This is a genomic window from Candidatus Pantoea deserta, from assembly GCF_003813865.1.
Taxonomy (GTDB): domain Bacteria; phylum Pseudomonadota; class Gammaproteobacteria; order Enterobacterales; family Enterobacteriaceae; genus Pantoea; species Pantoea deserta.
Genome location: NZ_RMVG01000029.1, coordinates 17,121 through 27,788 on the forward strand (window position 1 = coordinate 17,121; position 10,668 = coordinate 27,788).

Genomic DNA, 10,668 nt, shown 5'->3' on the forward strand with positions numbered 1-10,668 from the left:
TTTCCTCCGATTACGCTACGTAGCAGATAATTTCGCCACCAAGACCAGCCTGGCGCGCTGCACGATCAGTCATGACACCTTTAGAGGTAGAAATAACAGCAATACCTAATCCCGCCATAACTTTCGGCAGCTCATCTTTTTTCTTATAGATGCGCAGACCTGGGCGGCTGACACGCTGAATGCTTTCTACAACAGCTTTACCCTGGAAATACTTAAGAGTGACTTCCAGTTCCGGCTTGATGTCGCCTTCGATTTTGAAATCTTCAATGTAACCTTCTTCCTTCAGCACGTTGGCAATTGCCACTTTCAGCCTGGAGGAAGGCATGGTGACCGCAGCTTTGTTCGCGGCCTGACCGTTACGGATACGGGTCAGCATATCCGCGATCGGATCTTGCATGCTCATCTGTCTTTACTCCCGTGATTCAATTGGTGACAATTACCAGCTAGCCTTTTTCAGACCCGGGATTTCACCGCGCATAGCGGCTTCACGGACCTTGATACGGCTCAACCCGAACTTCCGCAGGAAACCGTGCGGACGACCTGTTTGACGGCAGCGGTTACGCTGACGAGACGGGCTGGAATCACGCGGCAGAGTCTGCAGCTTGAGAACAGCGTTCCAACGATCTTCGTCGGTTGCGTTCACATCAGAAATGATCGCTTTCAGTTCAGCGCGTTTTGCGAAGAATTTGTCTGCTAATTTCACACGCTTAACTTCGCGTGCTTTCATTGATTGCTTAGCCATTAAGTAACCCTACCTTACTTGCGGAACGGGAAGTCAAAGGCAGTCAGCAGAGCACGGCCTTCATCATCAGATTTCGCAGTAGTGGTAATGGTGATATCCAAACCACGAACGCGATCGACTTTGTCGTAGTCGATTTCTGGGAAGATGATCTGCTCACGAACGCCCATGCTGTAGTTGCCACGACCGTCGAAAGACTTCGCGGACAGACCACGGAAGTCGCGGATACGCGGTACAGCAATGGTGATCAGACGCTCAAAGAACTCCCACATGCGCTCGCCGCGCAGAGTTACTTTACAGCCGATCGGATAGCCCTGACGGATTTTGAAGCCTGCAACTGATTTGCGTGCTTTGGTGACCAGCGGTTTTTGACCGGAGATTGCTGCCAGGTCAGCTGCTGCGTTTTCCAGCAGTTTCTTGTCAGCGATCGCTTCACCAACACCCATGTTCAGGGTGATCTTCTCGACCCGAGGGACTTGCATGACAGAAGTGTAGCCAAACTCGGTCATGAGTTTCTGGACTACTTCGTCTTTGTAGTAATCATGCAGTTTCGCCATCGTACTACTCCAAATTACTTGATAGTTTCGCTATTAGACTTGAAGAAACGGACTTTTTTACCGTCTTCGAATCTAAAGCCTACACGGTCAGCCTTACCGGTTGCCGCATTGAAGAGTGCAACGTTAGAAACCTGAATAGCAGCTTCTTTTTCAACGATGCCGCCTGGTTGGTTCAGAGCCGGAACCGGCTTCTGGTGTTTCTTAACCAGGTTGATACCTTCAACGATGACCTTGCCAGAAGACAGGACATTCTTAACTTTACCGCGCTTACCTTTATCTTTGCCGGTCAGCACGATAACTTCGTCGTTACGACGGATTTTCGCTGCCATTGTTCGCTCCTTAGAGTACTTCTGGTGCCAGAGAGATAATTTTCATGAACTTTTCAGTACGAAGTTCACGAGTTACCGGCCCAAAAATACGCGTTCCGATTGGCTGCTCGCTGTTATTGTTCAAAATAACGCATGCGTTACCATCGAAGCGAATGACAGAACCGTCCGGGCGACGAACACCCTTCTTGGTGCGCACCACTACCGCCTTCAGGACATCACCTTTTTTCACCTTACCACGCGGAATTGCTTCCTTGATGGTAACTTTGATGATATCGCCGACGCCTGCGTAGCGACGGTGCGAGCCACCCAGAACCTTGATACACATTACGCTACGTGCACCGGAGTTGTCGGCGACGTTCAGCATAGTCTGTTCTTGGATCATTTTAGTGCTCCGCTAATGTCAACTACTACTTCGGGACCCAAAACTCAGGTCGTTAGAAAGCCCCATATTTGAGGGCGCGGCATTATAACACCGGTTCTCACAGATGGGTAGAAAAAATGAACGGCTCAGCAATGGAGCCGCTTATTTTCCCTGATAACAGGGAGGGCGTATTCTAGGGAATAGTGTCAACAGTAGCAAATGTAATCTGCCTTATTTTTCAACACTCGCTAATTCTTCTGTCAGTTACCCTTTACGCCATGAGCTGCGCGGCCAGTTTGTTGTGGCGGGAAACCAGCTCTGGCAGGTCGATTACCGCCAGCTCCCCTTTACGCACCACCACCTTTCCGTTGATCACGCTATAGGCGACCTGTCCCGGATTGCAAAATACCAGCGCGGCGACGGGGTCGTGCCCTGCGCCTGCCAGGCCGAGAGAGTTGAGGTCAAATATCGCCAGATCCGCCTGCATACCGGGGGCAACAGAGCCAATGTCATCGCGGTTCAGCACTTTTGCTCCGCCCCGCGTCGCCAGCTCCAGCGCCTGTCGCGCGTTCATCGCATCGGGACCGAACCCTACCCGCTGCAACAGCAGCGCCTGACGCGCTTCGCCGATAAGATCGGAGCTGTCATTCGAAGCGGAGCCATCGACGCCCAGCCCAACATTAACGCCCGCGTCGCACATATGCCGCACCGGCGCGATGCCCGAAGCGAGACGCATATTGGAACAGGGGCAGTGAGCGACGCCGGTGCCCGTGCGGGCGAACAGCGCGATGCCGTGCTCGTCGAGCTTGACGCAGTGCGCATGCCACACGTCGTGCCCTACCCAGCCAAGATCTTCTACATACTGCGCCGGAGTCATGTTGAACTTCTCCCGGCTATAGCGGATGTCGCTGTCATTCTCTGCCAGATGGGTGTGCATTGAGACGTTGTAATGACGCGCCAGTGCGGCGGACTCTTTCATTAACTCGCGGCTGACAGAGAACGGAGAACAGGGGGCGACGACAATACGCAACATGGCGCCGCGGCTGTCATCGTGGTAACGCTCAATAACCCGCTGCGTGTCTTCCAGAATAGCGGACTCTTTCTCGACCAGAGAGTCCGGAGGCAGTCCTCCCTGCTTTTGACCGACGCTCATGCTGCCGCGACTGGCGTGAAAGCGCATCCCCATCGTAGCTGCGGCGTGAATACTGTCGTCAAGCCGGCAGCCGTTGGGATAGACATAGAGGTGATCGCTGGTCGTGGTACAGCCTGAGAGAATCAGCTCGGCCATCGCCGTCTGGGTGGAGACATGAATCATCTCCGGCGTCAGTTTCTGCCAGATGGGATAGAGATGCGTCAGCCAGTTGAACAGTTCGCCGTTCTGGACCGACGGGATAACGCGCGTCAGGCTCTGATACATATGATGATGGGTATTGATCAATCCCGGCACCACGATGTGCCCGCGCAGGTCAATAATTTCATCGGCCTGCTGCGGCAAGGTCTCTGCGGCGCCAACCGCCTCAATCTTGTCTCCCCGGATATAGATGCTGCCATTGCGGATTTCACGTCGGGCGTCATCCATACAGACCACTATCTCAGCGTTTTTCAGTAATAGCGTAGGTTGCATCCCCTGCCCCTTTTGCGGCGGTAAGTGAGGGGTTGATAGTAACGATTCTTTTTTCGCCACGCTAACGGAAGGGATCGCCGCCAGCAGCGGCACGGTAAGTAAAGACCGACGAAGGCGGTCCGGCGTTTCCTTTTTCATCCTGCTCTTCCTTGTCCATATTGAGATACCACGCGGCATCATTGCCGCGACACAAGCGAGGATCATTATCAACAAACCAGACGGCGCTATTTTGACCAATACAGGGAATACGCCCAAATAATCGGCAAAAAAAAACCCTCTGCCGAAGCAGAGGGTTTCTTCAGAAAGAGCTGTTCTTATTACAGAACCGCTTTCTCTACAACGCGAACCAGAGTCCAGGACTTAGTCTTGGACAGCGGACGGGTTTCGCGGATTTCAACCACGTCACCGATACCGCATTCGTTGTTCTCGTCATGGATGTGCAGCTTAGTCGTACGCTTAATGAATTTACCGTAGATCGGGTGTTTCACGAAACGCTCGATAGCGACAACAGCAGATTTCTGCATCTTGTCACTAACAACACGACCTTGCAGAGTACGGATTTTATCGGTCATTACGCACCCGCCTTCTCAGTCAGTAAAGTCTTAACGCGTGCAACATCACGGCGAACTTGTTTCAGCAGATGGGTCTGCTGTAGTTGGCCAGATGCTGCCTGCATGCGCAGGTTAAATTGCTCACGCAGCAGATTTAGCAGCTCAGTGTTCAGCTCTTCGACGCTTTTTTCACGCAGCTCAGTTGCTTTCATTACATCACCGTCTTAGTAACAAAGGTGGTTTTGATAGGCAGTTTTGCTGCTGCCAGCTTGAAGGCTTCACGGGCCAGCTCTTCTGGTACGCCGTCCATTTCATACAGGACTTTACCAGGCTGAATCAGGGCAACCCAATACTCCACGTTACCCTTACCTTTACCCATACGCACTTCCAGCGGCTTCTCGGTGATCGGTTTGTCCGGGAATACACGGATCCAGATCTTACCTTGACGCTTAACTGCACGGGTCATAGCACGACGTGCTGCTTCGATCTGACGAGCAGTCAGACGACCACGGCCAACAGCTTTCAGACCGAAAGTACCGAAGCTAACATCCGTACCCTGCGCCAGACCGCGGTTACGGCCTTTGTGCACTTTACGGAATTTTGTACGCTTTGGTTGTAACATCAGCGACTCTCCTTACTTACGGCCTTTACGCTGCTGCTTTTTAGGTTGAGCAGCCGGTTCCGGTTGTTCAACAGCAGCCATACCACCCAGGATCTCGCCTTTGAAGATCCATACCTTAACGCCGATTACACCATAAGTGGTGTGCGCTTCAGAGGTGTTGTAGTCAATGTCAGCACGCAGCGTGTGCAGCGGTACGCGACCTTCACGGTACCATTCGGTACGTGCGATCTCTGCGCCGCCCAGACGGCCGCTAACTTCAACTTTGATACCTTTCGCGCCCAGACGCATGGCGTTCTGAACCGCACGCTTCATAGCACGACGGAACATCACGCGACGCTCCAGCTGTGAAGTGATGCTGTCAGCAACCAGTTTCGCGTCCAGTTCCGGCTTACGGACTTCGGCGATATTAATCTGTGCAGGAACGCCAGCGATGTTCGCGACGACCGTGCGCAGTTTTTCTACGTCTTCACCTTTTTTACCGATAACGATACCCGGGCGAGCGGTGTGAATGGTCACACGGATGCTCTTAGCCGGACGCTCGATAACGATACGAGATACAGACGCTTTTGCCAGTTCTTTAGTCAGGAACTGACGAACTTTAAAATCGCTGTCCAGGTTGTCAGCGAATTCTTTGGTGTTCGCAAACCAGGTAGAGTTCCATGGTTTTACAATACCCAGGCGAATACCATTAGGATGTACTTTCTGACCCATTGCTAGTCTCCAGAGTCTCAGCGATCGGACACAACCACAGTAATGTGGCTGGTGCGCTTCAGGATGCGATCTGCACGACCTTTAGCACGCGGCATAATGCGCTTCATGCTCGGGCCTTCGTCTACGAAAATTTTCGCGACTTTCAGATCGTCGATATCAGCGCCATCGTTGTGTTCGGCGTTAGCAATGGCAGATTCCAGGACCTTCTTAACCAGTACAGCCGCTTTCTTGTTGGTGTAGGTCAGAATATCCAGAGCCTGCGACACTTTCTTACCGCGAATCAGGTCAGCCACAAGGCGAACCTTCTGAGCAGAAGAACGAGCATGGCGATGTTGAGCAATAGTTTCCATCTCTTCCTCCTACTTATTTCTTCTTGGCTTTCTTATCAGCAGCGTGGCCGCGATAAGTACGTGTCGGTGCAAATTCACCCAGCTTGTGGCCGACCATTTCGTCGGAAACAAAGACAGGAACGTGCTGACGACCATTATGGACAGCGATGGTCAAACCGATCATGTTAGGGAAGATCGTTGAACGACGGGACCAGGTGCGCAGGGGCTTCTTGTCTCCGCTTTCCACCGCTTTCTCTACCTTCTTCAGCAAGTGCAGGTCAATAAAAGGACCTTTCTTGAGAGAACGTGGCATGGCTTATCCTCTAAAATTATTTGCTACGGCGACGTACGATAAATTTATCAGTACGCTTGTTGCTACGGGTCTTCTTACCTTTGGTCTGAACGCCCCACGGAGTGACCGGGTGCTTACCAAAGTTACGACCTTCACCACCACCGTGCGGGTGATCTACTGGGTTCATCGCGGTACCGCGAACGGTCGGACGAACACCACGCCAACGAGTTGCACCAGCTTTACCCAGAACGCGCAGCATATGCTCAGCGTTGCCGACTTCGCCCAGGGTTGCGCGGCAATCAGCTTCGATTTTACGCATTTCGCCTGAACGCAGACGCAGGGTAACGTAGGAGCCTTCACGCGCAACGATCTGCACGTAAGCGCCAGCAGAGCGAGCGATCTGACCGCCTTTGCCCGGCTTCATTTCTACGTTGTGCACAGTAGAACCCACCGGGATGTTACGCATCGGCAGGGTGTTGCCTGCTTTGATCGCAGCATCAACGCCAGACTGAATCTGGTCGCCGGCTTTCAGGCCTTTAGGGGCCAGGATGTAACGGCGCTCACCGTCTTTGTACAGAACCAGTGCGATATTCGCAGAACGGTTCGGATCGTACTCAAGACGTTCAACAACTGCCGGGATACCGTCTTTGTTGCGTTTGAAGTCAACAATACGGTAAGCCTGCTTGTGACCACCACCGATATGACGGGTAGTGATACGACCATTGTTGTTACGACCACCGGATTTGCTGTTCTTTTCGATCAGCGGGGCAAAAGGTTTGCCCTTGTGCAGCTCAGGGTTTACCACTTTAACGACGTGGCGACGACCCGGAGATGTCGGTTTACATTTAACAACTGCCATTGTCTTTCTCCTCCGACTTACTCAGCGCCGCCGACGAAGTCCAGGTTCTGGCCTTCCTTCAGGGTGACGTAAGCTTTTTTCCAGTCGCTGCGACGACCGATACGCTGTCCGTGACGCTTAGTTTTCCCTTTAACAACCAGGGTATTCACGTCTTTAACTTCTACTTCGAACAGTTTTTCAACAGCAGCAACGATCTCTGCTTTGGTCGCGTCTTTAGCAACTTTGAGAACGATGGTGTTGGTTTTTTCCATCGCAGCAGACGCTTTTTCAGATACGTGCGGCGCGCGCAGTACTTTCAGCAGACGTTCTTCACGGATCATGCCAGCATCTCCTCAACTTGCTTAACTGCGTCAGCAGTCATAACGACTTTGTCGAAGGCGATCAGGCTAACTGGGTCGATACCCGCTGCATCGCGCACGTCAACCTTGTACAGGTTGCGCGCAGCCAGGAACAGATTCTCATCCAGTTCACCGGTGATGATCAGCACGTCTTCCAGCGCCATGTCTTTCAGTTTCTGTGCCAGCAGCTTGGTTTTCGGCGCTTCTACAGAAAACGTCTCGACAACGATCAGACGATCTTGACGTACCAGCTCGGACAGGATGCTTTTCAGCGCGCCGCGGTACATCTTTTTGTTAACTTTTTGACTGTGGTCCTGCGGACGCGCAGCGAAGGTCACGCCACCTGAACGCCAGATCGGGCTCTTGACAGAACCTGAACGCGCACGGCCGGTGCCTTTCTGACGCCACGGCTTTTTGCCTGAACCAGTTACTTCAGCACGCGTTTTCTGCGCACGGGTACCCTGACGAGCACCAGCAGCATATGCAACAACAACCTGGTGAACCAGCGCTTCGTTGAAATCACGACCGAAGGTAGTTTCGGAAACAGTCAGCGCGCTCTGCGCGTCTTTCAGTACTAATTCCATTGCTATCCCCTTACGCCTTCACAGCTGGTTTAACGATAAGGTCGCTACCGGTAGCACCCGGGACAGCACCTTTCACCAGCAGCAGGTTGCGCTCAGCGTCAACACGTACCACATCCAGGCTCTGAACGGTTACGCGCTCATTACCCAGCTGACCTGCCATTTTCTTACCTTTGAACACTTTGCCCGGAGTCTGGTTCTGACCGATAGAACCCGGAACGCGGTGAGAAAGGGAGTTACCGTGAGTCGCGTCCTGGGTACGGAAGTTCCAGCGCTTAACGGTACCTGCGAAACCTTTACCTTTAGAGGTACCGGTTACGTCTACTTTTTTAACGTCAGCGAAAATTTCAACACTGATGCTCTGGCCAACAGAGTACTCTTCACCTTCAACGGTGCGGAATTCCCACAGACCACGGCCAGCTTCAACGCCAGCTTTAGCAAAATGACCAGCTTCAGGTTTGGTCACACGGTTCGCTTTTTTCGCACCGGTGGTAACCTGGATTGCCTGGTAACCATCGTTCTCCAGGCCTTTGACCTGAGTAACGCGGTTTGCTTCAACTTCGATTACGGTTACTGGGATTGAAACGCCGTCTTCAGTGAAGACGCGGGTCATGCCCACTTTTTTACCGACTAAACCAATCATTGTATCAACCTCTCAATCGCTCGATGACCTGATTAACCCAGGCTGATCTGCACGTCTACACCGGCAGCCAGATCCAGACGCATCAGAGCATCAACGGTTTTTTCAGTTGGCTCAACGATGTCTACCAGACGCTTGTGAGTGCGGATTTCGTACTGATCGCGCGCATCTTTGTTAACGTGCGGAGAGATCAGAACGGTGAAGCGCTCTTTGCGAGTCGGCAGCGGGATCGGACCGCGAACCTGCGCACCAGTGCGCTTGGCAGTCTCTACGATTTCCGCGGTTGATTGATCGATCAGACGATGATCAAACGCTTTAAGACGGATACGGATTCTTTGGTTCTGCATGAGACCAGAGCTCCAAACTTTTTATAGACGAAAAAAATTACTACTCGCACCCATTACGATTGATGGGAGAGTGTAATCGTTCAGCATATAACTCCACAATTGGGAGTATTGTCAGGCGACCTAACATGCTGCCGCCTGCGATTCTGCTCGAATCGCGCCTGCCAATATCGGCAAGCCCGCGCATTATACGTAAATCTGCTCAGGAAGCAACCCGTGTTCTGTTTTTAACCTGATTTTCTGTTGGTCGCGCGGCGAGTCGCCTGAGGGAAGTAAAAAAAGAACAGACTGCGGGTCAGAAAGGGCAATATAAAACAGCCGCCCGCCTCTGACCGTCAAGCGGCGAAGCGGGCGGCTTTACTCTGTTAGTCACTGACGCTTTACTCTTCTTCGCGTTCGCGGATCTGGGCCTGGAGATAGTTCTGGATGCCCAACTTGTTAATTAGCTCCAGCTCGGTTTCAATCCAGTCGATATGATGCTCTTCGTCCGCCAGGATTTCGATCATCATGTCACGGCTGACGTAGTCATGCACCTTATCGGCATAGGCAATGGCCTCGCGCAAATCCCTTGCCCCTTCCAGCTCCAGCTGAAGGTCAGAGCGCAGCATCTCTTCGACGTCTTCGCCAATGCGCAGACGCCCTAAGTCCTGAAGGTTAGGAATGCCTTCCAGAAACAGAATACGCTCGATGTATTTATCGGCGTGCTTCATCTCATCAATGGATTCGTGATACTCCGTATCATTGAGGCGCATCAGCCCCCAGTTTTTGAACATTCGCGCATGCAGAAAGTACTGATTAATAGCAACCAGTTCATTTCCCAGCAATTTATTGAGATGACTTATGATTTTAACGTCGCCCTTCATTTTGCTTCCTCCGCTTCCAGTTGATTAAATCCTGGACAGCGGTTGCGAGGAAGTCAAAAAAACGCGATAAAAATTGGGGGTATTCTCAGGCTATTTCTTTATAGAGCGGCGCATGCTGAAGCTCGTCTTCCATAATCTCACGCGCGGCGCGAACGCATTTGCCGCACTGCTTGCCGACGGGCACCAGGTGGCGCAGTTCCTGAATAGATTTAGGCTGATAACGCCGTACGACTTCGCGCAGGGATTTGTCGCTAATGCCGTTACACAAACAGATGTACATCTGTGGACTCCGGTATAAATAATGATCACAGTGTAAATAAGAATCATTTTTGTTTCAACCGTAAGCCGTTCCGGTAAGGCTTAACCCAGAACCTCAACCTTTCGCTGCATAAGCTTCATCGCCAACCACAGCTGTAACAACATCAACAGCATCAGCAAGCCAAAATCCGCGCGCATAGTAAAGAGAGTATAACCCTTCAGCATGATCCCTTTGCTCAGGCGCAAAAAGTAAGCCAGCGGAAAGAACGCCTGGCATTAGCGGCCATACCGGCAGAGCGTTAAAAGGGGCAACAAAATCACACAGGAGACAGGAGACAGGAGACAGGAGAGCAGGAACCAAAAAGAGCGCGCCTCTATGGTCTGGAGCTCACGGCTGATAAGCGTAGAGAAGACACCTCGGAAGATAACTAAAGTCGCCTCCAGTATCACCGCGCATCTTTATTTTCACAATGCAAATAGTCCCTCAAAAGACTTTGCAGATGTCATTAAGCCTGTTCAGACAGGAAATATATTTGCCTGAAAGAGAGTGAAACTGAAAAGCAAGGTGTTATCGACACTTCGCTATTTTATTAAGCGCAAAAAAAAAGAGCACCGAAGTGCTCTTTTTTCTGCTCTGGTGGCCCGAAGGCCACCTTGCTAACGCAATTAA

Annotated in this window: 19 protein-coding genes; all 19 read right to left on the reverse strand. The window is 51.9% G+C overall.

The annotated features are described in order from the left end of the window. Positions 1 to 10: 10 nt before the first annotated feature. Positions 11 to 403, reverse strand: a complete 393-nt coding sequence (rpsH, locus tag BBB56_RS22175; protein ID WP_123803080.1) for a 30S ribosomal protein S8 — start codon at positions 401 to 403, stop codon at positions 11 to 13. A gap of 33 nt (positions 404 to 436) precedes the next feature. Continuing rightward, the gene (rpsN, locus tag BBB56_RS22180) at positions 437 to 742 is read right to left on the reverse strand and encodes a 30S ribosomal protein S14 (protein WP_033752945.1); all 306 of its coding nucleotides are present in this window, start codon (positions 740 to 742) and stop codon (positions 437 to 439) included. Positions 743 to 756: 14 nt separating this feature from the next. Continuing rightward, the gene (rplE, locus tag BBB56_RS22185; RefSeq protein WP_033752947.1) at positions 757 to 1,296 is read right to left on the reverse strand and encodes a 50S ribosomal protein L5; all 540 of its coding nucleotides are present in this window, start codon (positions 1,294 to 1,296) and stop codon (positions 757 to 759) included. Between the two features lie 14 nt (positions 1,297 to 1,310). After that, complete coding sequence (gene rplX, locus BBB56_RS22190; protein ID WP_003850150.1) at positions 1,311 to 1,625, reverse strand: 50S ribosomal protein L24; 315 nt, start codon at positions 1,623 to 1,625, stop codon at positions 1,311 to 1,313. Positions 1,626 to 1,635: 10 nt separating this feature from the next. After that, the gene (gene rplN / locus BBB56_RS22195) at positions 1,636 to 2,007 is read right to left on the reverse strand and encodes a 50S ribosomal protein L14 (RefSeq protein WP_048912853.1); all 372 of its coding nucleotides are present in this window, start codon (positions 2,005 to 2,007) and stop codon (positions 1,636 to 1,638) included. 250 nt (positions 2,008 to 2,257) lie between these two features. Then, positions 2,258 to 3,610, reverse strand: a complete 1,353-nt coding sequence (locus BBB56_RS22200; protein WP_123803086.1) for an 8-oxoguanine deaminase — start codon at positions 3,608 to 3,610, stop codon at positions 2,258 to 2,260. A gap of 317 nt (positions 3,611 to 3,927) precedes the next feature. After that, a complete protein-coding gene (gene rpsQ, locus BBB56_RS22205) occupies positions 3,928 to 4,182 on the reverse strand; it encodes a 30S ribosomal protein S17 (RefSeq protein ID WP_081134621.1) in 255 nt (84 codons plus the stop codon). Then, a complete protein-coding gene (rpmC, locus tag BBB56_RS22210) occupies positions 4,182 to 4,373 on the reverse strand; it encodes a 50S ribosomal protein L29 (protein ID WP_025902044.1) in 192 nt (63 codons plus the stop codon). The genes rpsQ and rpmC overlap by 1 nt, the downstream gene beginning before the upstream one ends. Then, positions 4,373 to 4,783 (reverse strand): 50S ribosomal protein L16, encoded by a 411-nt coding sequence (rplP, locus tag BBB56_RS22215; RefSeq protein ID WP_002438716.1) that lies wholly within the window; start codon positions 4,781 to 4,783, stop codon positions 4,373 to 4,375. The genes rpmC and rplP overlap by 1 nt, the downstream gene beginning before the upstream one ends. Positions 4,784 to 4,795: 12 nt before the next feature. Next, on the reverse strand, positions 4,796 to 5,494 hold the full coding sequence (rpsC, locus tag BBB56_RS22220; protein ID WP_009087585.1) for a 30S ribosomal protein S3: 699 nt from the start codon (positions 5,492 to 5,494) through the stop codon (positions 4,796 to 4,798). Positions 5,495 to 5,511: 17 nt separating this feature from the next. Beyond that, complete coding sequence (gene rplV, locus BBB56_RS22225) at positions 5,512 to 5,844, reverse strand: 50S ribosomal protein L22 (protein WP_007891659.1); 333 nt, start codon at positions 5,842 to 5,844, stop codon at positions 5,512 to 5,514. Positions 5,845 to 5,857: 13 nt separating this feature from the next. Further along, the gene (gene rpsS, locus BBB56_RS22230; RefSeq protein ID WP_001138115.1) at positions 5,858 to 6,136 is read right to left on the reverse strand and encodes a 30S ribosomal protein S19; all 279 of its coding nucleotides are present in this window, start codon (positions 6,134 to 6,136) and stop codon (positions 5,858 to 5,860) included. A gap of 16 nt (positions 6,137 to 6,152) precedes the next feature. Next, positions 6,153 to 6,974 carry a 50S ribosomal protein L2 gene (gene rplB / locus BBB56_RS22235; RefSeq protein ID WP_033752967.1) on the reverse strand — a complete coding sequence of 274 codons (822 nt, stop codon included), beginning with the start codon at positions 6,972 to 6,974 and terminating at the stop codon, positions 6,153 to 6,155. Between the two features lie 17 nt (positions 6,975 to 6,991). Continuing rightward, complete coding sequence (gene rplW / locus BBB56_RS22240; RefSeq protein WP_033752969.1) at positions 6,992 to 7,294, reverse strand: 50S ribosomal protein L23; 303 nt, start codon at positions 7,292 to 7,294, stop codon at positions 6,992 to 6,994. Continuing rightward, positions 7,291 to 7,896, reverse strand: coding sequence for a 50S ribosomal protein L4 (gene rplD, locus BBB56_RS22245; protein WP_123803081.1), 606 nt, complete (start codon positions 7,894 to 7,896; stop codon positions 7,291 to 7,293). Before rplD ends, rplW begins: the two co-directional genes overlap by 4 nt. 10 nt (positions 7,897 to 7,906) lie before the next feature. Continuing rightward, on the reverse strand, positions 7,907 to 8,536 hold the full coding sequence (gene rplC / locus BBB56_RS22250; RefSeq protein WP_123803082.1) for a 50S ribosomal protein L3: 630 nt from the start codon (positions 8,534 to 8,536) through the stop codon (positions 7,907 to 7,909). Positions 8,537 to 8,568: 32 nt separating this feature from the next. After that, the gene (gene rpsJ, locus BBB56_RS22255) at positions 8,569 to 8,880 is read right to left on the reverse strand and encodes a 30S ribosomal protein S10 (RefSeq protein WP_001181005.1); all 312 of its coding nucleotides are present in this window, start codon (positions 8,878 to 8,880) and stop codon (positions 8,569 to 8,571) included. Between the two features lie 377 nt (positions 8,881 to 9,257). Continuing rightward, positions 9,258 to 9,740, reverse strand: a complete 483-nt coding sequence (bfr, locus tag BBB56_RS22260; protein ID WP_123803083.1) for a bacterioferritin — start codon at positions 9,738 to 9,740, stop codon at positions 9,258 to 9,260. A gap of 85 nt (positions 9,741 to 9,825) precedes the next feature. Beyond that, positions 9,826 to 10,020, reverse strand: a complete 195-nt coding sequence (gene bfd, locus BBB56_RS22265) for a bacterioferritin-associated ferredoxin (RefSeq protein ID WP_123803084.1) — start codon at positions 10,018 to 10,020, stop codon at positions 9,826 to 9,828. Positions 10,021 to 10,668: the final 648 nt, after the last annotated feature.

What these genes read in the sequence shown, in the direction of transcription:
- rpsH (WP_123803080.1), bottom strand. Translation starts at nt 403, where the DNA reads ATGAGCATGCAAGATCCGATCGCGGATATGCTGACCCGTATCCGTAAC.
- rpsN (WP_033752945.1), bottom strand. Translation starts at nt 742, where the DNA reads ATGGCTAAGCAATCAATGAAAGCACGCGAAGTTAAGCGTGTGAAATTA.
- rplE (WP_033752947.1), bottom strand. Translation starts at nt 1,296, where the DNA reads ATGGCGAAACTGCATGATTACTACAAAGACGAAGTAGTCCAGAAACTC.
- rplX (WP_003850150.1), bottom strand. Translation starts at nt 1,625, where the DNA reads ATGGCAGCGAAAATCCGTCGTAACGACGAAGTTATCGTGCTGACCGGC.
- rplN (WP_048912853.1), bottom strand. Translation starts at nt 2,007, where the DNA reads ATGATCCAAGAACAGACTATGCTGAACGTCGCCGACAACTCCGGTGCA.
- BBB56_RS22200 (WP_123803086.1), bottom strand. Translation starts at nt 3,610, where the DNA reads ATGCAACCTACGCTATTACTGAAAAACGCTGAGATAGTGGTCTGTATG.
- rpsQ (WP_081134621.1), bottom strand. Translation starts at nt 4,182, where the DNA reads ATGACCGATAAAATCCGTACTCTGCAAGGTCGTGTTGTTAGTGACAAG.
- rpmC (WP_025902044.1), bottom strand. Translation starts at nt 4,373, where the DNA reads ATGAAAGCAACTGAGCTGCGTGAAAAAAGCGTCGAAGAGCTGAACACT.
- rplP (WP_002438716.1), bottom strand. Translation starts at nt 4,783, where the DNA reads ATGTTACAACCAAAGCGTACAAAATTCCGTAAAGTGCACAAAGGCCGT.
- rpsC (WP_009087585.1), bottom strand. Translation starts at nt 5,494, where the DNA reads ATGGGTCAGAAAGTACATCCTAATGGTATTCGCCTGGGTATTGTAAAA.
- rplV (WP_007891659.1), bottom strand. Translation starts at nt 5,844, where the DNA reads ATGGAAACTATTGCTCAACATCGCCATGCTCGTTCTTCTGCTCAGAAG.
- rpsS (WP_001138115.1), bottom strand. Translation starts at nt 6,136, where the DNA reads ATGCCACGTTCTCTCAAGAAAGGTCCTTTTATTGACCTGCACTTGCTG.
- rplB (WP_033752967.1), bottom strand. Translation starts at nt 6,974, where the DNA reads ATGGCAGTTGTTAAATGTAAACCGACATCTCCGGGTCGTCGCCACGTC.
- rplW (WP_033752969.1), bottom strand. Translation starts at nt 7,294, where the DNA reads ATGATCCGTGAAGAACGTCTGCTGAAAGTACTGCGCGCGCCGCACGTA.
- rplD (WP_123803081.1), bottom strand. Translation starts at nt 7,896, where the DNA reads ATGGAATTAGTACTGAAAGACGCGCAGAGCGCGCTGACTGTTTCCGAA.
- rplC (WP_123803082.1), bottom strand. Translation starts at nt 8,536, where the DNA reads ATGATTGGTTTAGTCGGTAAAAAAGTGGGCATGACCCGCGTCTTCACT.
- rpsJ (WP_001181005.1), bottom strand. Translation starts at nt 8,880, where the DNA reads ATGCAGAACCAAAGAATCCGTATCCGTCTTAAAGCGTTTGATCATCGT.
- bfr (WP_123803083.1), bottom strand. Translation starts at nt 9,740, where the DNA reads ATGAAGGGCGACGTTAAAATCATAAGTCATCTCAATAAATTGCTGGGA.
- bfd (WP_123803084.1), bottom strand. Translation starts at nt 10,020, where the DNA reads ATGTACATCTGTTTGTGTAACGGCATTAGCGACAAATCCCTGCGCGAA.